Origin of the sequence: Streptomyces sp. B15, from assembly GCF_018070605.1 — a bacterium.
GTDB lineage: Bacteria > Actinomycetota > Actinomycetes > Streptomycetales > Streptomycetaceae > Streptomyces > Streptomyces smyrnaeus.
This window is the reverse complement of record NZ_JAGPXJ010000013.1, coordinates 25,036-48,625: the sequence shown is the minus strand read 5'-3', so window position 1 is coordinate 48,625 and position 23,590 is coordinate 25,036. Positions and strand designations below refer to the sequence as shown.

Genomic DNA, 23,590 nt, shown 5'->3' with positions numbered 1-23,590 from the left:
TCCCACATCCGGACGGCAGGAGAGGCGATGACCGCGAACACCCCCACCCCCCACCGCGCTCCGCCACCCGCGGCCCACGGGCAGGCGTACCGCATCGTGCAAGGCGGCGCCCGTGCGCTGTCCGCCGGCGGGCTCGGTGTGGTCGCCTATGTCCACGCCACCCTCGCCGACCAGTACGACAGGGTGAGCGCGGGCATCAGTCAGGGGGATCTGTTCCGGATCGAGGCCGCAGTGGCGGCGCTGGCGGGGCTGCTGGTGCTGGTGTGGTGGCGCACCGTCTCGGACGCGTTCGCCTCACTGGTCGCCGCGGGCGGGCTGGCGCTGCTGCTGATCTACACCTACGTCGACGTGGGAGAGCTGGGGCCGTTCCCCGACATGTACGAGCCGGTCTGGTTCGACGACAAGCGGCTCGCCGTCGTCGCCCAGGCCGTCACGCTGGTGATGTCCGCCTTCTTGCTGATCGGCCATACGCGACGATCGCGCCGGCTGGTCACGGACGTAGGCTGAACACCGGCCGGGACCACCAGCGCGGGTCCCGCCGGAACGGACAGTGAGGCAGGCGGTCAGCCGATGCACGGCGAGTACAAGATCCCCGGCGGCAAGCTGGTGGTGGTCGATCTGGACGACCGGGACGGGGTGCTGCGCAACGTCCGCGTCGCCGGCGACTTCTTCCTCGAACCCGACGAGGCGCTCGGCGCCATCGACCAGGCCCTCGAGGGCGCCCCCTCCGACACCGACACCGCCGGGCTCACCGCCCGCATCGAGGCGGCGCTGCCGGAGGGCACCACGATGTACGGCCTCACGGCCGAGGGGATCGCGGTGTGTGTGCGCCGTGCGCTGACCCGGGCCACCGAGTGGACCGACTACGACTGGCAGCTCATCCATGAGCCGCCGCAGTCGCCCGCCCTCCACATGGCGCTCGACGAGGTGCTGACGAGCGAGGTGGCCGCCGGCCGCCGCTCGCCGACCCTGCGGGTCTGGGAGTGGGACTCCCCTGCCGTCATCATCGGCAGCTTCCAGTCGCTGCGCAACGAGGTGGACCCCGAAGGCGCGGCCCGGCACGGGGTCACCGTCGTACGCCGGATCTCCGGCGGCGGTGCCATGTTCGTGGAGGCCGAGAACACCATCACCTATTCCCTCTCGGTGCCTGCCTCCCTCGTCTCGGGTCTGTCGTTCGCCGAGTCCTACGCCTATCTCGACGACTGGGTGCTCAACGCGCTCGGGGACATGGGCATCAAGGCCTGGTACATGCCGCTGAACGACATCGCCTCCAAGGAGGGCAAGATCGCCGGCGCCGCCCAGAAGCGGCTCGCCACCGGTGGCGGGGCCGTGCTGCACCACGTGACGATGTCGTACAACATCGACGCCGAGAAGATGCTCGACGTGCTGCGCATCGGCAAGGAGAAGATGTCCGACAAGGGCACCAGAAGCGCCAAGAAGCGCGTCGACCCGCTGCGCCGGCAGACCGGTCTGCCCCGCGACGAGGTCATCGATCGCATGATCGGCTCCTTCCGCACCCGTTACGGCCTGGCCGAGGGCCGGGTGACCACGCAGGAGATGGCACGCGCCGAGGAGCTGGCGCTGTCCAAGTACAGCAGCGAGGCGTGGACCGCACGGGTGCCCTAGTCCCCGCTTACCCGGAAGGGTGAACCAGCGGGTCCTGCTCTGGCTGGCCGCCGGAGCCAACCTCTAGAGTCCCCATGACCGTTGTTGCCCCTATGGCCGATGTGGCCCGTATGACCATTGTTGCCTGATTGTCTACGTCCTGTTCAGCCACGCCCAGCGGACGCCGGTTCCGCACTCTGGTGGATTTGCGTACATGACACTTCTGATGGGCCCGCCCGCGGCGAGCGCACCGTCCTTCAGCCGTCTCGCCGATGCCCCCGTCCGCCCCCGTTCGGTACTGCCGGGTCGGCAGCGCTGGGAGGTGACGGCCGTACGCGGTCGGCCCAACCTGGCCCAGCTGCTGGAGTCCTCCCTCCGGGCGACGCCGGGTATCACGCAGGCGGAGGCCAGCGCGGTCACCGGCCGGGTGCTGGTCTTCCACGACGCGAGCCTGGACGCGCGGGAAGTGGCACGGCTGCTGGGCCGGGCGGTGTCGCAGCTCCGCACCAGGGTCGCCCACTCCCCCGGCCCCGCGCCCCGGCAGGCGCCCCACTCGGCGCAGCGGCGAGCGGGCGGCGCCGCGAGCGGGCAACGGCCTCTCGGCGAGGACGGGCAGAAGGCGTCCGGCAGCGGTACCGGCGTCGTCGCGGTGGCCGGCGCCGGAGCGGCCGTCGCCCTCGCGCTGGGTTTGGGGAAGCACACGTTGAAAGTGCTGGCCCGGCCGTGGGTGAGTCTCGGCGTCGTCACCGTGGCCACGACGGCGATCGTCAGACGGTCCTGGCGGCGGTCGAACTCCGCCACGTCCGGGAGCGACACCGTCGTCGATGCCTCCGCCGAGACCTCCGAACCGCGCTCCCGGCGCGGCTTCCTGCCCCGGCTCATCGGCCCGCACCGCCGCAAGTTCGCCTTCGCGGCAGCGCTCTCGGTGGTCTCCCAGGCCCTGGAGATGGGTGCGTTCGCGCTCATCTCCTACACCATCGCGGTCCTCGTCCAAGGTGGCAGTGAGGCCCTGTCGGGCATGGGGCTGGCCGGTCTGGGCGCCCAACTACCGGTGCTGGCGGGCGCCACGGCGCTGGCGGCGGTGGCCGCCACCGGTATGGCGTACGCCGCCAACGTCCGCTGGAACAAGCTCGGCCAGCAGGTCGAGGGCGAGTGGCGCACGGCCACGTTCGCGCACGTCCAGCGGCTGTCGACCGCCGATCTGGAGGGTGAGCGCACCAGCCGCACCTCGCAGGTACTGACCGAGGACATCGGGCAGCTCGGCGACTTCGTCGGGCGCACCATGCACGAGGGGGTGCAGCTGGCCACCTGCTTCGCGGTGCTCGCGCCCACGTACCTGCTGCTGGCCCCGCAGCTGGCCTGGGTCGCCTTCGCCCCCGTCCCCGTGGTCGCCTGGCTCTCCTTCCGGTTCCACGAGCGCACCGCGGACGACCGCGAGAAGTCGGCCGCGGCCCGGTCGCGGCTCAACGCCCGGCTCACGGACACCCTGCAGGCCAATGTGATGGTCAAGGCCGCTTGCACCGAGGAGTACGAGGACGAGCGCGTCGCCGAACTCAGCGCGGAGCACGGAGCGGCGAACCACCGCACCGACCGCAGCTCCGCCCTGCAAGGCCAACTGGTGCGAGGCTGCGCCCTGGCCGCGCTGCCGGGCACCATCCTGCTGGGCGGCAACGCCGTGCTGCGCGGCGAGTTGGCGCTGGAGAGCTTCACCCCCCTGCTGGACATGCCCGCCATCGCCCTCTCGCGCCTCAACCGGCTCGGGGAGATGACGGACGGCTACCGCCGCTCCATCGCCGCCTTCGAGCGCGTCGAGCGGTTGCTGAGCCTGCCCAAGGAGGACGCCGCGGGCAGCAGGGAGCTACCCGCGGAGGGCGTCCGCGGAGGGCTCGATCTGCGGAAGGTGACGTTCGGCTATCCCGGGCGGGAGCCCGCCTTGCGTGAGCTGTCGATGCGCATCGCTCCGGGCCAGGTCACCGGTATCGTCGGCACGACCGGCGCGGGCAAGACGACCATCGCCAAGCTCCTGATGCGCTTCCGGCACCCCGCGTCGGGACAGGTGCTGCTCGACGGTGTCGATGTACGCGAACTGTCCCTGCGCGAGCTGCGGGGCGCGATCGGTTACGTCTCCCAGGAGCCGTTCGTCTTCGACGGGACGATCGCGGAGAACATCCGCTACGGCACCTTCGACGCCGACCAGGGGCGCGTCGCCGAGGCCGCCCGCGCGGCCGGGGCCGACTCCTTCATCGACTCCCTGCCCGACGGCTACGACACCCCGGTCGGCGAACGCGGTGCCGCTCTGTCGGGCGGCCAGAAGCAGCGCATCTCCCTCGCCCGCACCATTCTGGCCAACCCCCCTGTCGTGATCCTCGACGAGGCCACCTCCGCGGTCGACAACGAGACCGAGGCGGCCATCCAGCGCGGCCTCGACGCCTTCGCGCACAAGCGGACCCTCATCGTGATCGCCCACCGGCTCTCCACCATCCGCAACGCCGACACCATCTATGTTCTGGAACGCGGCGGCGTGGTCGCCGAACGCGGCACCCACACCGAACTGGTGCAGAGCGGCGGCAAGTACGCCAAGCTGTGGCAGCTCCAGGCGGGCGGTCCGCCACCGCAGCCGGCCGAACGGGACGACAGCCAGCCGCCCACCTGGTTGCGGGCACTGCCGAACTGACGACTCGTCCGGCCCGGAGGCCGCCCGGACGGTCACCTCGGGCCCCTCACTTCGGGCCGGTCACCGGAAGTCGGCGACGTGGTCCGTCACCCACTGCCGGTAGGTGAGGGGCCGACGGCCCAGCAGCTCCAAGGCTCCGGGTGCGACGGTCTCCGGGTGGGCCTCCATCTCGGCGTGCGCGTCGAGGATGCCGTCCGCGTAGGCGGGCGGCAGGCCCGCCGCCAGCAGATCGTCGCGGGCCTGGCCGCGGGAGAGCTTCTCGACGGCGAGGTGGCGGCCGAGGACCTCGCCGATGACGGTGACCTGCTCGGCCTGGGTGAGCAGTTCGGTGCCGGTGAGTTCGGGCGCCGCCCCCACCAGATCGCCGGTGAGCAGGGCGCGGACGGCGGCGGTGGCGATGTCGGCCTCGTGCACCAGCGTGCGGGCCGCCTGGGGGTGAGCCGTGCGCACGGGTCCGCCCGCCCTGATCTGCGGGGCCCACAGCAGGGTGTTGCCGGCGAAGCCGCCGGGCCGCAGCAGGGTCCACTCGGCGACGGAGGCGCGGATCAGCCGCTCCAGGGCCGCGTGGGTGCCGAAGATGTCCTCGGTGAGCTGAGCCGTCTCGTCGTCCGGCACACCGCGGGCCGACAGGTAGACGATGCGGCGGGTGTGCTCGGCGAGCGCGGCGACGGCCTCGGCCCCGCCGCGCGGGCCGGCCAGCGGCCAGATGAGGAAGACGCCCTCCACCTCTTCCTCCGCGAGGGCCGCGGTCAGGCTCGCGGGGTCCGCGAGGTCGCCGCGTACGGCCTCGACGCCGTCGGGCAGTACGGCGGTCGCGGGGTCGCGGACGAGGGCGCGTACGGCAACCCCCTCCGCCACGAGCTGCGCCGCCACATGCTTGCCGACCTTGCCTGTTGCTCCGGTTACCAGAATCACGGCTGAGCTCCTTCGTCGCGTACTGCTGCGGGTCACGGCCGCTGTCCCGGGGGTTTCGTGCCGTGTGATCGCCACCCTGCAAGTTGAAGCGAAGTTCAAGTCAACTTCCGCACGCCCGGCCCCGGCCACCCCGAATGGGCGCTCCCCCGTTGCCGGGCCCGGCCGGTGCGACGAGGCTGGGCGCATGATCCCGGCGAACACGACTGGCGAGGGCGGCACGACGGTGGTCTACGGGGCCGACCCCGAGGCGCCCGAGCCGGGGCCGCCCGTGCTGGACCTCTACCTGGATCTGCGCTGCCCGTACTGCGCCCGTGCGGAGAACGCGCTGGGCGGCACGCTGCAACGGCTGGCCGACGACGGGGAGTTCGTACTGCACTTCCACTTCGGCACGTTCCTGGACGACAAGCTGGGCGGGCAGGGTTCGCACCACGCGCTGGCGGCACTGGGGGCGGCGGCCGACGTGGGGCAGGCCCAGTTCATGGCGTATCTGCGTACGCTCTACCGCAACCAGCCGCACGAGGGGCACGACGGGTTCGCCGAGGACCGGATGCTGCTCGGGCTGGCCAACGACGTGCCGGGGCTGCGCCGCCACACCTTCGACGAAGCGGTGCTGGAGCGGGCGTACCACGCCTGGGCGAAGCGGGTCGGCCGCGTCTTCGACGCGAGCGACATCTCGGCCACCCCGACGGTGGTCTTCCGGGGCCGGCCCGTCGCCGTGCTCGACAGCGGAGGACAGGCCGTGCGGCCCGAGCAGTTCACCGCCCAGATCCACGACGCGACCGAGTGACAGCCGGCAGCCGACGACAGCGAGGGAGCAGCATGGCCGGAGAGCAGCAACCGGAGATCTCCGACAACGCCGCCGAGGGCCGCTACGAGGCACGGGTCGGCGGTTCCCTCGCGGGGATCGCGCAGTATCTGCGCGCCCCCGGCGTCATCGCGGTGACGCACACGGAGGTCGAGCCCGAGTACGAGGGCCAGGGGGTGGGCGGCGCCCTCTCGCACCACATCCTGGAGACGGCGCAGGAGGCGGGCGAGAAGGTGGCGCCGGTGTGCCCGTTCTTCGCCAACTACATCCGCCGGCACCCCGACTACCAGCCGCTGGTCTACGAGAAGCGGAGCGAGTGATCCCCCTAACCCAGCACCGGGAGGATCTCGGAGCCGTATGCGTCGACGGCGTACTCCCTCGCATCGTGCATCGCGTACAGCGCGAACTGGTCCACGCCGAGCCCGGACAGCTCGCGGAGCCGGTCGACATGGGCCTGCGGGGGACCCAGCACACAGAACCGGTCCACGATCTCGTCGGGCACGAACGCGGTGTCCGGGTTGCCGGCCCGGCCGTGGTGCGCGTAGTCGTAGCCGTCGCGCTCCTTGATGTAGGAGGTGAGCGCCGCGGGTACCGCCTCGGAGCGCTCGCCGTACCGGGCGACGAGGTCGGCGACGTGGTTGCCGACCATGCCGCCGAACCAGCGGCACTGCTCCCGGGCGTGCGCGAGTGCTTCCGGGGTGTCCTCGCACACATAGGCGGGCGCGGCCACGCAGACGGTGATCTCGGCCGGGTCCCGGCCCGCCTGCACCGCGGCCTCCCGGACGGCGCCGACCATCCACGCGGTCAGCATCGGGTCGGCGAGCTGCAGGATGAACCCGTCCGCCTCCCGGCCGGCCAGCGCCAGCGCCTTGGGACCGTAGGCGGCCATCCACACCGGCAGCCGGCCGTCACGGACCCACGGCAGCCGCAACGCGGTGCCGTCCACCACCGCCTCGCGGCCCTCGGCCAGGTCGCGGATGGTCCGAAGGGCCTCCCCCAGCCTGGCCAGGGTGGTGGGCGGGCGCCCGGCGACGCGCATGGCCGAGTCGCCGCGGCCGATACCGCACACGGTGCGGTTGCCGTACATCTCGTTCAAGGTGGCGAAGGTGGAGGCGGTGACCTCCCAGCAGCGGGTGCCGGGGTTGGTGACCATGGGCCCGACGACCAGCCGTTCCGTCTCGGCGAGGATGCGGCTGTGGAGGACGTACGGCTCCTGCCACAGCACCGGTGAGTCGAACGTCCAGCCGTACCGGAAACCGTTGCGCTCGGCCTGCCGCATCAGCGCGACGGTCGCGGCGCCGGGCGGATCCGTCTGGAGGACGAGTCCGAAGTCCATGGGCATACCCCTTACGAGTCCGTGTTCAGTTGAGAAGCTGGCAGATCCCGCGCGGGACGTACCTGCCGTGCCCCGCCCGGCCCGAGTAGCTGCCCCGTTCCACGACGGGCTCGCCCCGGGAGAGGACGGTCTCGACGCGGCCGGTGAGCCGTTTTCCCTCGTAGGCGGAGTAGTCGACGTTCATATGGTGGGTCTCGGCCGAGAGGGTCTGTTCGGCCCGCGGGTCGTAGATGACGATGTCCGCGTCCGCTCCGGGGGCCAGGGTGCCCTTCTTCGGGTGGAGCCCGAACATCCGTGCCGGGGTGGTGCAGGCCAGATCGATCCAGCGGCGCCGGGTGAGATGGCCGTCCACGACGGCCTGATGCAGCAGGTCCATCCGGTGCTCCACGCCGGGCATGCCGTTGGGGATCTTGGAGAAGTCCCCCCTGCCGAGCTCCTTCTGGCCGGTGAAGCAGAACGGGCAGTGATCGGTGGAGACGACCTGGAGGTCGTCGGTGCGCAGCGCCCGCCACAGCGCGGCCTGGTGCTCGCGGGGGCGCAGCGGAGTGCTGCACACGTACTTGGCGCCGCCGAAGTCGGGCTCGGCGAGGTTGTCGGTGCTCAGATAGAGGTACTGCGGGCAGGTCTCGCCGAAGACGGGCAGATCCATACCGCGCGCGGCGGCCAACTGTTCGACCGCTTCGCTCGCCGAGACATGCACGACGTACAGCGGCGATCCGGCGACCCGGGCCAGCTGGATGGCCCGGTGCGTGGCCTCGGCCTCCAGCAGCGCCTTGCGGACCTCCCCGTGGTGGCGGGGGTCCGTGCGGCCCGCGGCGAGGGCCTGTTCGACCAGGACGTCGATGGCGATGCCGTTCTCGGCGTGCATCATCGTCAGCCCGCCGTTGGCGGCGGTGCGCTGCATGGCGCGCAGGATCTGACCGTCGTCGCTGTAGAAGACACCCGGGTAGGCCATGAACATCTTGAACGAGGTGACGCCCTCCTCAACCAGGGCGTCCATCTCCTTGAGGGTGCCCTCGTTCACATCGGAGAGGATCATATGGAAGGCGTAGTCGACGGCGCACCGGCCGTCGGCCTTGGCGTGCCACCGGTCCAGCCCCTCGCGCAGCGCATGGCCCTTGGTCTGCACGGCGAAGTCGACGATGGTCGTGGTGCCGCCCCAGGCGGCGGCCCGGGTGCCGGTCTCGAAGTCGTCGCTGGAGAAGGTGCCGCCGAACGGGAAGTCCATATGGGTGTGCGCGTCGACGCCGCCCGGGATGACGTATCTGTCGGTGGCGTCCAGGGTGCGGTCGGCGGTCAGCGACGCGGCGGCGGTGCTGTCGCGGGCGACGACGGCGGCGATACGGCCGTCCTCCACGAGGACGTCGGCCTCCGTCTCGTCGGCGGCGGTGACGACGAGGCCGCCCTTGATCAGGGTCGTCAGGGTCATACGGTTGCCCTCCTGAGTGCTCTGCGCCCGAAGGGGCGCGGGGAACTGCGCGACAAGCCACAACCCACCTGCACGGTGTCGACGGCAGACAGGGGCAGCCCCTCAAATCGCACTGTCGGCGGCGCGCAACGCGCTCTCCAGCACGGCGGCGCCCTCTTCGGCCTCGGCGACGGTCAGCGTGAGCGGCGGGGCGATCCGCAGCACGCTGGAGGTGGCGTGGCCGCCTCCCTTGCCGATGAGGACGCCGCCCTCGCGGGCCGCCTCCAGCACGATCGAGGCGGCCTCGGGCGAGGGCTCCTCGGTGCCGGGGGCGACCAGTTCGATTCCGGCCATCAATCCCCTGCCGCGTACCTCCCGGACGACACCGAGCCCGGCGCACGCCGCACGCAGCCGCTCCAGCAGCAGGCCGCCGACGCGGCGTGCATTGCCCTGGAGGTCGTGTTCGAGGACGTGGTTGAGGTTGGCGTTGGCGGCGGCCATGGTGACGGGGCTGCCGCCGAAGGTGGAGATGGAGTTGGCGTCCAGGCAGTTCATGATCTCGGCGCGGGCGACGACCCCGCCGACCGACATGCCGTTGCCGATGCCCTTGGCGAAGGTGAGCATGTCGGGCGGTCCCGCGGCGCCGTGCGCCTGCCAGCCCCAGAAGTGGTCGCCCGTCCTGCCCCAGCCGGTCTGCACCTCGTCGCTGATCCACAGGATGCCGTGCTGCTGGAGTACTTCGCGGAAGGCGGCGTAGAGCCCGTCGGGCGGCGAGGTGAAGCCGCCGACGCCCTGCACGGGTTCGGCGATCAGCGCGGCGATGTCCGGGCGTGCCTGGCCCAGCATGTCCGTCAGGTCGGCGACGCAGGCTCGGATGAACGCACCGTCGTCCAGGTGCGCGAACGGGCCGCGGGTGCGGACGCCGCCGTGTACGTAGAGGGTCTGCAGGGGCGAGAGGGAAGTGGGCGACCAGGTGCGGTTGCCGGTGATACCGACGGTGGAGAAGGACCGGCCGTGGTAGCTGTTGCGCATCGCCACGATCTGGTTGGACCGGCGGTAGGTGGTGGCCAGCAGCAGCGCGGCGTCGTTGGCCTCGGTGCCCGAGGTGGTGAAGAAGACCCGCGCGTCGGGGATGCCGGAGAGCGCGGCGATGCGCTCGGCGAGCTCCACCATGGGGCGGTTGAGATAGAGGGTGGAGGTGTGCAGAACGCGTCCCGCCTGCTCGGCGACGGCCTTGGTGACCTCGGGCAGCGCGTGCGCCGTCATGGTGGTGAGGATGCCGCCGAAGAAGTCGAGGTAGCGGCGGCCTCGGGCGTCCCAGACGTGGCGGCCCTCGCCGTGGGTGAGCTCCAGGGGCTCGTCGTAGTAGAGCGCGAGCCAGTCGGGCAGCACCGCCCGGTGCCGGGCGTGCAGTTCGCGGTGGACCTCGGCGCCGCGGTGGCTGTCGGTACGGGCGCCCGGCGCCGGCTCCGGTTCCCGGCTCACGGCTGCACCAGCCCTTCGTAGGCGTCGGGGCGTCGGTCCCGGTAGAAGGCCCATTGCTGCCTCACTTCGTCGATCACGCTCAGGTCCAGGTCGCGGACCAGCAGCTCCTCCTCCTTGTCCGAGGCGACGTCCCCGACGAACCGGCCGCGCGGGTCGACGAAGTAGCTCGTCCCGTAGAAGTCGTTGTCGCCCAGCTCCTCGGTGCCGACGCGGTTGATGGCGGCGACGAAGTACTCGTTGGCGACGGCGGCGGCGGGCTGTTCGAGCTGCCACAGATGGGCGGACAGGCCGCGCGAGGTGGCCGAGGGGTTGTAGACGATCTGCGCGCCGCCCAGCCCCAGGGCACGCCAGCCCTCGGGGAAGTGGCGGTCGTAGCAGATGTAGACGCCGACCTTGCCGACAGCGGTCTCGAACACCGGCCAACCGAGGTTGCCGGGGCGGAAGTAGTACTTCTCCCAGAACCCCTTGACCTGCGGAATGTGGTGCTTGCGGTAGGTGCCGAGCACGGTGCCGTCGGCGTCGATGACGGCGGCGGTGTTGTAGTAGAAGCCGGAGCCGTCGATCTCGAAGACCGGGGAGACGACGACCATGCCGGTCTCCTGCGCCAGCCGGCACATACGCCGAGTGGTGGGGCCGTCCGGGACCGGCTCGGCCCAGCGGTAGTGCTCGGGCTCCTGCACCTGGCAGAAGTAGGGGGCGTTGAAGACTTCCTGGAAGCCGATGATCCGCGCGCCCCGGCGGGCGGCCTCGCGGGCGTGCTCCTCGTGCTTGGCGATCATCGACTCGGTGTCGCCTGTCCAGGTCGCCTGTACCAGCGCGGCACGTACAAGGTCGGGCATGAGCAGCTCCTTCACGAGGACGTCTCTCGAGGGCGGCAGCCAGTTCGACACGCGTAGATATACGTGAGGTTGAGACCGTAAGTCCCCTCTGCCCGCCTGACAAGAACCCGTACGGAGCGGCGGGCGGCTCACCCCTTTACCGGTCCGTAACCTACTGGCGGGTTACCCCGGGTAGCCCAACGCGCTTACTCTCCAGTCACTTTCACCCCCACCCCTGGGTCACCCTCGACATCTGGAGCAGCGCATGCGCCCCTCCCCCACCTCAGGGCACGTCCGTACCGCCGCCGTCCTCCTGTCCGGGACGCTCGTCACCAGCGGCCTGGCCCTCGCCCCCACCGCGACGGCACAGCCCACCGCGACGGCCCGGCCGGCAGCGGCAGCCGTCACCGGTGTCGACTTCGTCGACATCGAGGGTGACGGCGGCATCACCCTCAAGGGCAACGTCTTCCTCCCCGAGGGCGCCACCGCACACCCGACAGCCACCCGCACCTACCCGCTGATCGTGCTGCCCACCAGCTGGGCCAGCCCGCAGATCGAATATCTCGCGCAGGCCAAGAAACTCGCCGACTCCGGCTACGTGGTGGTCAGTTACAACTCCCGCGGCTTCTGGCAGTCCGGCGGCCGGATCGAGACGGCCGGTCCCAAGGACATCGCCGACGCCTCCCGCGTCATCGACTGGGCACTGGCCCACACCCCCGCCGACAAGGACCGGATCGGCATGGGCGGCGTCTCCTACGGCGCCGGCATCAGTCTGCTGGCGGCCGGACACGACCCGCGGATCAAGGCCGTCACCGCGCTCAGCGGCTGGGCCGACCTGATCGGCGCCATCTACAGCGGTCGCACCCAGCACCTCCAGGCGGCGGGGCTGCTCGGCGCCTCCGGCGAGCTCACCGGCCGGCCGAGCCCCGAACTGCGGGAGATCATGAAGAACTTCCTCTCCTCCAACCTGGCCAAGGAGGACGAGATGATCGCCTGGGGCAAGAAGCGCTCCCCCGCGACCTACCTCGACGAGATCAACGACAACGGCGCCGCCATCATGCTCGGCAACGCCTGGAACGACTCGATCTTCCCGCCCAACCAGTACGCCGACTTCTTCGAGAAGCTGCGCGGGCCCAAGCGGCTGGAGTTCCGCCCCGGCGACCATGCGACCGCCGAGGCGAGCGGCCTGCTCGGACTCCCCAACGACACCTGGTCGCATGCGCACCGCTGGTTCGACCGCTATCTCAAGGGCGAGCACAACGGCATCGACGCCGAGGCCCCCGTCCAGCTCAAGTCACGGACGGACGGCGGCTACGAGGGCTACCGCAGCTGGAAGGAGGTCCCCTCCGGCAGCCGCACCGTGTCACTGGACCGGGCGAAGGAGCTGGCCACCGGCAAGGACTCCGGCGCCAACGGCGGCACCGTCTTCCTCACCGGCATCCTCGACCAGTTCCTCAAGCTGCCGCCGGTCGTCTCCGTACCGCTGCTGCCGCGCTCCCGCGCCGCCGTGTGGCAGTCCGAACGCCATGCGCGGGCCACCCGGGTACGGGGCACGACGAAGCTGCACACGACGGTGACCAGCGACAAGGAGAGCGGCACCTTCTTCGCCCACCTCTACGACGTCGGCCCGCTCGGCACCGGCAAGCTGATCACCCACGCCCCCTACACCTTCCACGACCGCACCCCCGGCAAGCCGTTCGCGGTGGACCTGGAGCTGTTCTCCACCTCCTACGACGTGCCCGCCGGCCACCGGCTCGCCGTCGTCGTCGACACCGTCGACCCGCTCTACGCCGAGTACAACCCGGACGGCGCCCGCCTGGAGTTCACCTCCCCGAAGGACGACCCGTCCCGGGTGACGGTGCCGACGCGGCACGGCGGCTAGCGTGCAGATCGCCCTGCTGGACGGCGAGCACGGTGCCGAGGTCGTGCGCGGTGTTGGTCTGCTGGAAGACGCCGGCCCCGCGCTCCTTCGGGAGGGCGGCGGCGACCTCGGCGGACAGCTGGGCGACGGCCTGCCGACGGGAGGAGTCCGCGCGCAGCAGCGCCGTCAACTCCCCGGACCAGTAGGCGAGCACGGCACGCCGCACCTCGTCCGGTGCTGCGGCGGCCTCGACCAGGGCCGCGTTGTTGTCCAGTTGGGCCGCGAGCGCCGCCCGGCGCTCCTCGTCGCCGCGGTGGAAGAGGCGAAGGAGCCCGGCCCTCGTGCTCTGCCACACCTCCGTGGCCATCGCCGCGACCACCGCCGCGGCTCCGGCCTCGGCCACTGCGGCCAGTTCCTGGCTCACCGGCACTCCTCCCCGTCCACACCGCTCATCGCCGTCCGTGGTGAATGTTCTGTGTGCCGTTCTGGGTCGCGTAGACGACGCCGTTCCCGGACGCCTTGTTGATCATCTTCGGTTCGCCGGGGCCCTCCTGGGCCGGAGCACCGGCCGGCCCGGACACCCGGGGGACGCCCTCGTGCCCGGGCAGATAGAGCCAGGCGTCGGCGGTGTACTCCTTCTCCGCGAGGGAGACCCTTCGGAAGGCCTCCGGCTCGATGCCGGGGTAGCCGTGGTGCACGGTGTCGTCGTAGAAGGGCTGGGAGACGAGCAGCGAGGCGGTCACCGCTTCCGGGGCCCGGGCGAGCGCCGCCCGGGCCGGAGCCGCGTCGAGCAGTCGGGCGAGCACTTCCAGCGGCCGGCCGGTGACCTGGCCTCGCGGGCCGAGGCAGACGTCCCCGGCGTGCAGCGCGATACGGACGCGGACGCGCGCCGGGGGTGCCGCCAGCCGGTTGTGGGCGCGGAGTCGGGCGGTCAGGTCGTGCACCAAGGGGTGGATCAGCCGCGTCTTCGGCGTACCGGGCGGCGTGGTGACGCGCATGCCGTCCCCCAAGTCGTCGCGCAGGGAGGCGTGCCAGTCGACGCCGCTCAGCTCGAACGACTCCGCGAGCGTCCGCGACAGCGCCTCCCGGATCCGGTGGAGGGCCACATCGCCGCGTCCGGCCGAGTGTGCGATGTCGACGGCCAGCAGGGCCCGGTGTTCCCGTGTCTGTGTCATGCGCTCCTCCAGGGCGGCAGCGGGGCTTCGCGTCAAGTGTCCGCCGACACCCGGCACACGGCGCGTCTTCGCGGCACACTCCACACTGCCCGGCCCGCGGCGACCGGATCCCGTCGCCGTACGGGATCCGCCCAAGTCGTGGACCGGGGTCCGCCCGACTCCCGGACAGGGGGCGCCCAACTCCCGGGGGCGGACCCGCCGAGGCCGTGGAAGGGGATTTCCCGGCCCGGAGGGGGGACGACGGTGTGCGCCGCGGCGCACACTGGTTGCCCGGGTGCACCCCGGCCAAGGCGGGGCGACGACCCAGGGGGACGGATGCGGGAGACAGGCCGGCGCGGGAACGGCGGTGCGGGGCGGACGGGCCACGCGCCGAACTGGCCGACGCCCAGCCTGCTCGGCGGCCTGGCACGGCCCGCGCGTGACCAACTGCTCGCGCTGGGGTCCCGGGTGCGGTACGCGGCGGGCCGCGTGCTCATCCGGGAGGCGGAGGACACCGATTTCGTGCTGGTCCTGCTCGGCGGCGTGGTGAAGGTGACGGCCCGGACCGACGACGGGCGGGACGCCCTGCTCGCGGTGCGCATGGGCGGCGACCTCGTGGGCGAGTTCGCCGCGGTGGACGGACGGCCCCGCTCCGCCACGGTCACCACCTGCGGCCCCGTCGCGGCCCGGCTCGTGACCCGGGGCGACTTCCTCGGCTGCCTGCGGCGCGAGCCGGAGATCGCCCACGCGGTGAACACCGCCGTGGTGACCAAGCTGCGTGCGGCCACCAGGCACCGCGTCGACTTCACCGGTTGCGACGCCCGCACCCGGCTGGCCCGGGTACTGCACCAGATCGCGATGACCTACGGGGAGCCCCTGGGGGCGGGCGCCGTGATCCGCTGGCCGATCACCCAGCCGGAGCTGGCCACCCTGTCCGGCGCCGCCGAACCGACCGTGCACAAGGCCCTGCGAGGGCTCCGCGAGAGCGGAGTCGTCTCCACGGGGTACCGGTCCATCACCGTCGAGGACCTGTCCCTGTTGCGCCGTACCGCGTTCGCCGGGCCGTGACGCGGGCCGCGTCCACCGCGGCCGGGTGCCCTCGGGGCGGGCAGGGCGCCGAAGCAATCGCGCAGAAACCGTCATTGGACGGTGTCGCCGGGCGGATTCGTACCTAGCGTGGCGCGCGGAGACCGAATGACGACGAGACGGTCGCGCGCGGAGCGGACCGGGGAGGCGGGGTGGCAGTGGAGCAACCGGAGGACCGCGACGGTGTGACCACCGGGCCGGGGCAGCACCCGCGGGGCGAGCCGGGCGACGGCGACACCACCCGCGTCCGGGTGGACATCGGCGGCGACGCCGCGGGGCCGATCGTCGCCGGTCACCACAACGTGGTGGTGGACGCGCAGCACGGATCGGCCGTGACCCTGCTGATGGACCGCGAACGGCCCCGGCCGGTGCGCAGGGACCACGTCGCACTGCTGCCCGGACGACAGCCGGCCCCACTGGGGCGGGAGGCGGAGCTGGCCGCGCTGGCCGACGCCGTGAGCACCGGCGGCCCCGTGCTGCTGTGGGGGCCGCCCGGGGTCGGGAAGAGCACTCTGCTGCGGCACGCCGCACGGAATCTGCCCCCGGGGCCGGACGGCGTGCTGTTCCTCGCCGCGGCCCATCGGGAGGCGGGGGACCTGGCCCAGGAGGTCTTCGAGGCCTGCTACGACACTGCCGGATACGCGCCCCACGCCACCGAACTGCGGCGCTTGATGACCGGGGTGCGGGTGACCGTGTACGTCGACGGCGCCGAACTGTCCGCCGACGCGTTACGGGAGCTGGCGGACGCGGCCCCGGACGCCACGTTCGTCTTCGCCTGCCGGGAGCGGGTGCCGCTGGGCGGGGGCAGGTCCCTGGAGCTGGGAGGGCTCGACCGGGAGGCCGGTGTGGAACTGCTGGTCCGCGAGCTGGGCGCGGGCTCGCCCGAGGACGCGCGTGCCGCCGCCGAGCTGTGGAAGGCGGCGGCCGGGGTCCCCCTGCTGCTGTTGCGCGCCGTGGCACTCGTCCGGCGGGACGCCGCCGGCGCGCTGCTGCTGCCCCGGCCCGGCGCGACGTCCCAGCTGCTGCCGCTGCTGCTCGACCAACTCGACGCGCGGGCCGAGAAGGTGCTGCGCCTCCTGGCCGCCCTGGGCGACGCCGAGTTGGGCGTGGTACACGTCGGTGCCCTGGCCGAGGTGGCGGAGCCGTACACGGTGTGCGGGCGGCTGGCGGACCTCGGACTGATCACGGCGACGGACGGCGGGTACCGCTGCGCGGTCGATGCCGGGCGGGCGGTACGGGAACGGCACCCGGATCCCTTTCCCGTCGACCGGCTGTGCGAGTACCTCGCCTACTGGGCGGCACAGCCGACCACGGAGCCCGAACAGGTGGCCGTCCACGCACGGGCGGTGGAGGTCGCGGCGGAGCTCGCCGAGCGGGCGGGACGACCGGACCTCGCCGTCCGGGTCGCGTGGGCCGCCTCCCCCGCCCTGGCCCGCGCACTGCGCTTCGACGCGTGGGGCCGACTGCTCGACAGAGGACGAGGCGCGGCGCAACAGGCGGGCGACGACCGGGCCGTGGCCTACTTCACCCACGAGGAAGGCATCAGGAGGCTCGTCACCGGCCGCCGCGTCCTGGCGGGGGTCCTGCTGGCCGAGGCAGTGGTGCTCTGGCACCAGTTGGGGGACGGTCGCGGGGCCGAGGCAGCGGCGGGCGCCCAGCAGTACGCCCCACCCCCGGCCTCCGGGCCCGCGGACGGGCCCGGGCCGGCCGCACCGCAGGGGGACGCCGCCCCGCAGGCCGACGGCGGTGTCGCCGGACAGAGCGGTGGCCCTCCCGGAGGTGACAGCGCGCCACCGGACAGCTTCACCGCCCCGGACAGCAGCCCCTCACCCGGCAACGACCCCTCCTTCGCCGGTGGTCCGTCTCACGGTGGTGAGCCCACGGCCGACAGCGCCTTCGCCGCGGACCCCGGAGGCACCGGCCAACCGGCGGCCCGCGCGGGCGATTTCACGCAGTCGCCCGGCGGCCCGGGCTCCACCGCGCCGGACCCGTCCGGAGCCGCGGCGCCGACGCCGCCCGGCGTCGGGGAAACCGGCGGACTGACCGGCGGGACGGCGAGCGGCACCCCTGCGGGTGCCTCGGCCGCGACGGCTGCCGCGGGCGGGATGTCCGCGGGCACCGCGGTGCTCACGGCGCTCGCCGTCATCACCGCTCTGGTCATCGGGGGCGTCGCTGTGAAGAACCACCAGGACTCCACGACGACGGCGAACTCGTCGGCGACCCCGCTTCCGATCAGGTCGCACACCCCGTCGGCGCCGACGGCTCCCCGGACTCCGACCACCTTTCCGACTCCGACCCGTGCGCAGGAGGAACCGGAACCCCGGCCGTCGCCCACCGGTCTCGCCGGGACGTGGCGGAACAGCCAGGGAGCCGTCATCGTGTTCACAAGGAGCGGTCCCGGGAACTACAAGGCGACCGCCCGTTCGATCTGCGGCAATATCATCGCCTTGAACTTCACCGGCAGCAGCCGGATCTATCGCGGGACGGAACCGCTGTACGAGGTGGACGGCGGCTCCTGCGGACGACGCCTCGGGAACCTCAACACGACCATCACCCTCACAACCTCGGGTGACACAGCCCGCGTCGTGAAAACGCCGCCGTCCTCCATGGAGGGACCGTGCTACGGCTGCGGCAGCTCCGTACTGACCCGTGTGCGGTGACGCCGGTGCGCCCTGGCGCGCCCGTGTGACGCACATCCCCGTACAGGCAGGAGACTTCCCATGAGACCCGCACCAGGCGACAGCTTCTCGGTCCGGATCGGCGGTGACGCCTCCGGGCCGGTCGTGGCCGGCCACGACAACCACGTCGAAGTCCACCGGCCCGCCGACGGCGGCACACCGTCCCCAGATTCGGCGGACGGCGGCCCGACCCAGACCAACACGGCGGACGGGAACAGCACCATGTACACCGTCATGAACGGCGAACTGCACGTCCACCACGACAACGCGTCCGGTGAGCCGCCGGAAGGGTGAACGACTTGGCGACGGCCCGGAGGCGCCACGGGGGGCCTCCGGGCCGGTCCGTCGCACGGTGTTGCGAGCCGGACGCCCTAGTCGGAGCCGACGCGACGGTACACGCGCGGCGGGGTGTCGGCCTCCCGCACCTTGGAGACCCTGATCTCGTCGTCACCCACCGAGGTGATGCTCCATGAGCTGCCGGACTCCCCGCAGCCGCCCCCGATGCTGTCCCGAGCCACCTTCTCCGGCCCGTACAGCAGCGTCCTGGCGTGGGCGCCGCCGAGCACGCCCTCCCACTCGCAGCTCCCGCCCTTGTCGTTCCGGCCGGTCACCCGCATGGTCGCGGTACCGACCCGGCCCCGGCTCAGGGAGAGGGTGCGCGCGTCCCCTTCCTCGTTGACGCCCTTCCACTCGCCGGCCATCCCCGAAGGCACCGGTGTGGCCGGATCGCCCACCTTCCGGAGCGTCGCCGAGAGGGAGCCGGCCGGGTAGGTCCAAGAGAGGGTGCCGTCGCTGTTCAGCTTCAACGTCTGCTCCTTGTACGGGGAGCAGGGGTTGGACGCGGGGTGGCTCTCGGTGATCCGGCTGGTGACCCTCATCCTGTTCCGGAACCCGATGAGGGTCGCCTCGCCCTCGCACATCAGATCCGCCCGGATGTTGACGGTCTTGGCGACGACCTCGCCCTCCTTGCCCTGGGTGATCTCGAACCGCCGGGTGATCGTGGAGCCGTCGGCGTCCTGGACGCTGCCCTGCCAGGCGCCCAGGTACCCCTTGGGAAGCGCGCCGCCGGGAGCCGGGCTGCTGATGTCCTTGGGCGACGGTTTCCCGCTTCCGTCGCCCTCGGTCCCGGGCGACTGCTTCGGCTGGGAGCTGGGCGGCTTGGTGTCCTCGTCGCCCTTGTCGTAGACCCGCAGCGCGACGAAGGTACCGACGCCGGAGACCATCGCCAGCACCACGCCGAGCGCCCCGAGCAGCATCCCGCGGCCGTGCGAGCGTTCCGGCGCGGGTGCCGCCGCCGGACCGTGCAGCGCGTACGGCGACGGCCACTGACCGGAGGGGGGCGTGTGCTGCGCGGCGGCTCCGGTCACGGTCGCCATGCCGTGCATCTCGGGGCCGCCTGGGGCCGGCGGTGGGGGCGGGAGCGCGGCGCCCGCTGCGCCTTGCTCCGGCTCGCCGGGGCCCTCGGGCGCTGCGGAACCCTCGCGGCCGTCCGTGTCCGTGCCGCTGCCGGCACCCTCCGACGCGGCCGGTCGCGTGGCGGGGGCGTCCGGGCCGGGCGCCCCGGTCGCGGGCCCCTCCCCCGAGGGCGGGGTCGAGGGCGCCGCTGCCGGGGTGGACGGCTCCACTGTCGTGAGCGAGGGCTCGGCGCCGGGGCGGGGCGGGACCGCCGGGGCCTCGGCGGCCCGGTCGGCCGCCGCCTGGGCGCCGGGGACCTCCGCGTCCAGCAGTTGGGCCGCGTGCCGCCCGAGCTGGGCCACCAGGCCGCCCGGCAGCCAGGGTTCGGCGGCCTCCGCACCGGTCGTGCCGGGGCCCGGCTCGTCCTCCGGGTCCGCGGTACGGTCCAGGATCTCCGGCAATCCGGGCCGCTCCGCGACGGGTTTGGCCAGACACGCGGCGATCAGGTCACGCAGCTCGTCGGGGACGCCCGTCAGGTCGGGCTCCTCCTGGGTGATCCGGTACATCTGGACGTGTCCGGCGACGCCCTCGCCGCCGAAGGGGGTGCGCCGTGTCGCGGCGAAGGCCAGTACGGAGCCGAGGGAGAAGATGTCGCTGGCCTCGGTCAGCCGGTCGCCGCGTACCTGTTCGGGCGACATGAAGCCGGGCGAGCCGACGACGGCGCCCGTGCGCGTCAGTTGGGCGTCCGCGACGGTCTCCAGCGCGCGGGCGATGCCGAAGTCGATGACGCGCGGCCCGTCGATGGTGACCAGGATGTTCGAGGGCTTCATGTCGCGGTGGATCAGCCCCGCCTCGTGGATGGCGCCGAGCGCGCGGGCGAGCCGGTTGGCGAGGATGCGCAGCGTACGTACGGGCAGCGGCGCCTTACGGTCGGCGACGGCCTCGTAGAGGGTGATACCCGGTATGTAGCCAGTGGCCACCCACGGCGGATCGGCCTCGGTGTCCGCGTCCAGCACCGGTGCCGTCCACTCACCGCCGACCCGGCGGGCCGCGCCGACCTCCTGCTCGAAGCGGTGCCGGAACTCGGCGTGCTCGGACAGCTCCCGCCGTACCAGCTTGACCGCGACGGTGCGGCCGCGCGGGGACTGGGCCAGGTACACGCTGCCCATCCCGCCCTCGCCGAGCCGCCCCAACAGGCGGTATTCACCGATGCGTTCGGGATCGTCCGCGCGCAGGGACCTCATGTACTCTCCCCCGGTCCGTTCGGCCGCCGTGGGCGGGCCGTCACACAGCTGATGGGAAGCGATCGTACGGCCTGTGATCAGGTGGCAACCACGCGCCGTACGGGCGGACCATCCCACGCCCCGCCCGCCGCGCGGATTCCGGCGGGCGGACCCACGGATCCGCAAGTCGAAGTCGTACGGTCGACGTATGCCCGGCGAGGGCCGGGAACGTACCCGAACCGCTGACCGCGCGGGGGTCGGGCACAGGTCACCGCCGCCGCGGCCGAGAGCCGCGGCGGCGGGGGGGGCACCCGGTCATCCTCCTGTTTCCACCACCGCGCCCCCGGTGCGGAGGTGTCGCTCGTCAGCGTCCCGTCGGCCGGACGACCATCGCCGATCCTCCGCCGCGGCGCTCCGGCTCGGCGGCGGCGCGCCAGCGCCCTCCCTCCAGCCGTCGCACGGCGGTGGCGGCGCCGATCTCTGTGGTCCGGTCGAACGAGTGCCCCAGTGCCTCCAGTTGGCGGCGCACCCGGCTGTTCATCAGCGCGGGTTCGGCGTCGGTCCGCGCGGAGTTGCGCTGACTGGCGCGCGGCGCGGCGATGGCGTCGAGGAGCGGCATCCCGCGGTCGAGGTGATTGGTGAGGGTCTGCAGCACCGTCGTGATGATCGTGGACCCTCCCGGCGAGCCGAGCGCGAGCACCGGCTCTCCTCGCTCCAGTACGACGGTCGGTGCCATCGAGGAGCGCGGGCGCTTCCCGGGGCCGGGCAGGTTCGGGTCGTGGACGCCGGGGGTGACGGGCACGAACGAGAAGTCCGTCAGCTCGTTGTTGAGCAGGAAGCCGCGGCCGGGCACGGTGATGCCGCTGCCACCGGTCTGCTCGATGGTGAGGGTGTAGGCGGCGACGTTGCCCCACTTGTCGGCGACGGTCAGATGGGTGGTGTTCTCGCCCTCGTAGGTGGTGGGCGCCGCCTGGTCGGCGTCGCCGCGCTCGCACTCCCGCGGGTCGCGCGGATCGCCCGGCGCCACCGGGCTCTCCAGCACCTTGCCGTCGTCGATCAGGCAGGCGCGTGCGTCCGCGAACCGCTGCGAGGTCAGCCCCCGGGTCGGCACGTCCTCCTGCGCCGGATCACCGACCCAGCGGCCCCGGTCGGCGAACGCGATGCGGCTCGCCTCCAGATAGCGGTGCAGATACTCCTTCTCGCCGAGGGAGCCCAGATCGCCGCGTTCCAGGATGTTGAGCGCCTCGGCGACGGTGGTGCCGCCGGAGGAGGAGGGCGCCATGCCGTACACGTCCAACCCCCGGTAGCTGGTGCGGGTCGGCTGCTGCGACAGCGCCTCGTACGCCCGCAGGTCCCGCGCCGTCATGTCGCCGGGCCGCACCGTGCGCTCGGCGCCCTTGGCCACCGGTGGCTTTCGCACCGTCCGTACAATGTCGCGGCCCAGCTCGCCGCGGTAGAAGGCCTTGGTGCCCTTGCGGGCCAGCTGCTGGTAGGTGCGGGCCAGGTCGGGGTTGTCGAGCGTGGAGCCGACCTCGGGCAGCTTGCCGCCCGGCAGGAACAGCTCCGCCGTCGCGGGGAAGTCGCGGAACCGGTCCTGGTTGTCCGCCGTCTGCTTCCGGAAGGTCTCATCGACCGTGAAGCCGCGCTTCGCCAGCTTCGTCGCCGGCCGCAGCGTCTGCGCCAGCGATTTGGTGCCGAAGGCGCGGAGTGCCTTCTCCCACGTCGCCGGGGTGCCCGGGGTGCCCACACCGAGTCCGCTGGTGACCGCCTCGGCGAACGGGATCGGCTTGCCGTCCTCGGTGAACAGGTGCTTGTCGGCGCTGCGGGGCGCCGTCTCCCGGCCGTCGACGGTATGCACCTTGCCGTCGGCCGCGTCGTAGTACACCAGGTATCCGCCACCGCCGATGCCCGCCGAGTACGGCTCGGTCACGCCGAGGGCCGCGGCCGTGGCCACCGCGGCGTCGGCCGCGTTGCCGCCGTTCTTGAGCACCTTGATGCCCGCGGCGGAGGCGTCGGCGTCCACGCTGGAGACGGCGCCTCCGTAGCCGGTGGCCACCGGCGACTTGGCCGGGGTCCCGCCGCCGCGGCTCCCCTGCCCCGCGGTGTGCGACCCGTGGTGCGGGCTCGCCGGCACGGCGCCCAGCAGCCCCGCGACCACGGCGCCGGTGCCCAGCACGGCGACGGCGCGGCGCACCGCTGGGCGGCGCCGGACGCGGGTGGCGGTTGCCTGGTGACTCGGCTTCGGGGGGTCGTCGGGAGAGGGCGTCATGGCAGGGGCCTCCTTTGCGTGCTCCGGGAGACAACGCGATCCGCGCAGCGTAATCCGGTTGACGCGGATGCGTCAGCACCCCGCGGTGGGCGGGGACATGCTCACCCCGTCGGTCCGCGCGGCGCGCGAGGGCCTAGGCTGCCGCGTCATGGACGAGAACCTGCGGGAGATCGTGCTCGGTCTGGTCGCCGCCGCGATCACGGCAACGGCGGGCTGGCTGGCCCGCTCCTCCTGGTGGCGCCGCAAACTCCGCCGCAAGCAGCGGTTCTTCGGGCTGCCCGAGAACTCCTCGTGCCTGCTCGTGGTCAACAAGGACCCCGCCGTCGACGAGTGGACGGTGGCCCCCAACGACGTGTTCGCGCTGCTGGAGCTGTCGGCGCTCATCAAGGAGTGCGGTGCCAGGGCGGACGTCGTCGCTCACGACGCCGCCCGGCAGGGTTTCGGGGAGCGCACCGAGATCTGTGTGGGCGGGCCGGTCTCCAACGAGCGGATGGCAGCCCATCTCCGCTCCCTGCTGCCGGGGGTCTCGCTGCTCAGGGACGGAGAGAAGCCGACCACCTTCCTGATCGACGCGGAGCGGTACCCGGCGGAGAAGGGGCTCGTCGAGTATGTGCTGCTGGCGCGGCTGACCGCCGGTCAGGACCGGCAGGACGCACGACCGGTCTTCCTGATCTGCGGCCAGCGGGGCATCACCAACCAGGCGGCCGCGCGGTATCTGGTGCGGCACCATGTGCGGCTGGCCCGCCGGCACGGGCCGAACGGGAACTTCTGCCTGCTGCTGAAGGTCGTCAACTCGCAGGCGTACGGGCCCGATGTGGTCGAGCTGGTCGCCGATGTGACCCGTGCGGCCAGGACGGCCCCGGGGTGAGGGATGCCGC

At 72.6% G+C, this 23,590-nt stretch carries 19 protein-coding genes; 10 read left to right on the top strand and 9 right to left on the bottom strand.

Annotated elements, in window-relative coordinates:
- Positions 1 to 27 precede the first annotated feature (27 nt).
- From KBY19_RS08915 to KBY19_RS08905, 3 genes are all read left to right on the top strand, one after another.
- A complete protein-coding gene (locus KBY19_RS08915) occupies positions 28 to 507 on the top strand; it encodes a hypothetical protein (protein ID WP_099885045.1) in 480 nt (159 codons plus the stop codon).
- A 63-nt stretch (positions 508 to 570) separates the two neighbouring features.
- Complete coding sequence (locus tag KBY19_RS08910) at positions 571 to 1,626, top strand: biotin/lipoate A/B protein ligase family protein (protein WP_099885044.1); 1,056 nt, start codon at positions 571 to 573, stop codon at positions 1,624 to 1,626.
- Between the two features lie 193 nt (positions 1,627 to 1,819).
- A complete protein-coding gene (locus tag KBY19_RS08905; protein ID WP_247690769.1) occupies positions 1,820 to 4,279 on the top strand; it encodes an ABC transporter ATP-binding protein/permease in 2,460 nt (819 codons plus the stop codon).
- A 60-nt stretch (positions 4,280 to 4,339) separates the two neighbouring features.
- On the opposite strand, the gene KBY19_RS08900 is transcribed toward KBY19_RS08905, so the two are convergent.
- Positions 4,340 to 5,194, bottom strand: a complete 855-nt coding sequence (locus tag KBY19_RS08900) for an NAD(P)H-binding protein (RefSeq protein WP_210965548.1) — start codon at positions 5,192 to 5,194, stop codon at positions 4,340 to 4,342.
- 184 nt (positions 5,195 to 5,378) lie between these two features.
- Here KBY19_RS08900 and KBY19_RS08895 point away from each other — a divergent pair, with 184 nt between their 5' ends.
- Together KBY19_RS08895 and KBY19_RS08890 are read left to right on the top strand one after the other, a co-directional pair.
- Positions 5,379 to 5,981 (top strand): thioredoxin domain-containing protein, encoded by a 603-nt coding sequence (locus tag KBY19_RS08895; protein WP_099885042.1) that lies wholly within the window; start codon positions 5,379 to 5,381, stop codon positions 5,979 to 5,981.
- A 32-nt stretch (positions 5,982 to 6,013) separates the two neighbouring features.
- A complete protein-coding gene (locus KBY19_RS08890; protein ID WP_099885041.1) occupies positions 6,014 to 6,319 on the top strand; it encodes a GNAT family N-acetyltransferase in 306 nt (101 codons plus the stop codon).
- Positions 6,320 to 6,324: 5 nt separating this feature from the next.
- Here KBY19_RS08890 and KBY19_RS08885 read toward each other — a convergent pair whose 3' ends face one another.
- The 4 genes from KBY19_RS08885 to KBY19_RS08870 form a co-directional block, all read right to left on the bottom strand.
- Complete coding sequence (locus tag KBY19_RS08885; protein WP_210965547.1) at positions 6,325 to 7,335, bottom strand: TIGR03842 family LLM class F420-dependent oxidoreductase; 1,011 nt, start codon at positions 7,333 to 7,335, stop codon at positions 6,325 to 6,327.
- Positions 7,336 to 7,360: 25 nt separating this feature from the next.
- Positions 7,361 to 8,764, bottom strand: a complete 1,404-nt coding sequence (hydA, locus tag KBY19_RS08880; protein ID WP_185018417.1) for a dihydropyrimidinase — start codon at positions 8,762 to 8,764, stop codon at positions 7,361 to 7,363.
- A gap of 102 nt (positions 8,765 to 8,866) precedes the next feature.
- Positions 8,867 to 10,156, bottom strand: a complete 1,290-nt coding sequence (locus KBY19_RS08875; protein WP_247690779.1) for an aspartate aminotransferase family protein — start codon at positions 10,154 to 10,156, stop codon at positions 8,867 to 8,869.
- A gap of 68 nt (positions 10,157 to 10,224) precedes the next feature.
- Complete coding sequence (locus KBY19_RS08870) at positions 10,225 to 11,067, bottom strand: nitrilase-related carbon-nitrogen hydrolase (RefSeq protein WP_099885039.1); 843 nt, start codon at positions 11,065 to 11,067, stop codon at positions 10,225 to 10,227.
- Positions 11,068 to 11,311: 244 nt separating this feature from the next.
- Between KBY19_RS08870 and KBY19_RS08865 the strand changes: the two genes are divergently transcribed.
- Positions 11,312 to 12,928: a CocE/NonD family hydrolase gene (locus KBY19_RS08865; RefSeq protein WP_099885038.1), complete on the top strand. Its 1,617-nt coding sequence runs from the start codon at positions 11,312 to 11,314 to the stop codon at positions 12,926 to 12,928.
- Here the strand turns inward: KBY19_RS08865 and KBY19_RS08860 are convergent.
- A complete protein-coding gene (locus KBY19_RS08860; RefSeq protein WP_210965545.1) occupies positions 12,870 to 13,331 on the bottom strand; it encodes a hypothetical protein in 462 nt (153 codons plus the stop codon). The two genes, KBY19_RS08865 and KBY19_RS08860, sit on opposite strands and share 59 nt — an antisense overlap.
- Before the next feature lie 25 nt (positions 13,332 to 13,356).
- On the bottom strand, positions 13,357 to 14,082 hold the full coding sequence (locus tag KBY19_RS08855; RefSeq protein ID WP_210965544.1) for a hypothetical protein: 726 nt from the start codon (positions 14,080 to 14,082) through the stop codon (positions 13,357 to 13,359).
- 315 nt (positions 14,083 to 14,397) lie between these two features.
- On the opposite strand from KBY19_RS08855, the gene KBY19_RS08850 reads away from it, so the two are divergent.
- From KBY19_RS08850 to KBY19_RS08840, 3 genes are all read left to right on the top strand, one after another.
- Positions 14,398 to 15,129: a Crp/Fnr family transcriptional regulator gene (locus KBY19_RS08850; RefSeq protein ID WP_099885035.1), complete on the top strand. Its 732-nt coding sequence runs from the start codon at positions 14,398 to 14,400 to the stop codon at positions 15,127 to 15,129.
- 170 nt (positions 15,130 to 15,299) lie between these two features.
- Positions 15,300 to 17,807, top strand: coding sequence for an ATP-binding protein (locus KBY19_RS08845; RefSeq protein ID WP_210965543.1), 2,508 nt, complete (start codon positions 15,300 to 15,302; stop codon positions 17,805 to 17,807).
- 60 nt (positions 17,808 to 17,867) lie between these two features.
- Positions 17,868 to 18,119, top strand: coding sequence for a hypothetical protein (locus KBY19_RS08840; protein WP_099885033.1), 252 nt, complete (start codon positions 17,868 to 17,870; stop codon positions 18,117 to 18,119).
- A 77-nt stretch (positions 18,120 to 18,196) separates the two neighbouring features.
- Here the strand turns inward: KBY19_RS08840 and KBY19_RS08835 are convergent, their stop codons facing one another.
- Both KBY19_RS08835 and ggt read right to left on the bottom strand, forming a co-directional pair.
- Entirely contained in the window at positions 18,197 to 20,464 is a 2,268-nt protein-coding gene (locus KBY19_RS08835) for a serine/threonine-protein kinase (protein ID WP_210965542.1), read from the bottom strand.
- Between the two features lie 343 nt (positions 20,465 to 20,807).
- Positions 20,808 to 22,712 (bottom strand): gamma-glutamyltransferase, encoded by a 1,905-nt coding sequence (ggt, locus tag KBY19_RS08830; protein WP_210965540.1) that lies wholly within the window; start codon positions 22,710 to 22,712, stop codon positions 20,808 to 20,810.
- 148 nt (positions 22,713 to 22,860) lie between these two features.
- Here ggt and KBY19_RS08825 point away from each other — a divergent pair, with 148 nt between their 5' ends.
- Complete coding sequence (locus KBY19_RS08825) at positions 22,861 to 23,580, top strand: hypothetical protein (protein WP_099885032.1); 720 nt, start codon at positions 22,861 to 22,863, stop codon at positions 23,578 to 23,580.
- Positions 23,581 to 23,590 lie beyond the last annotated feature (10 nt).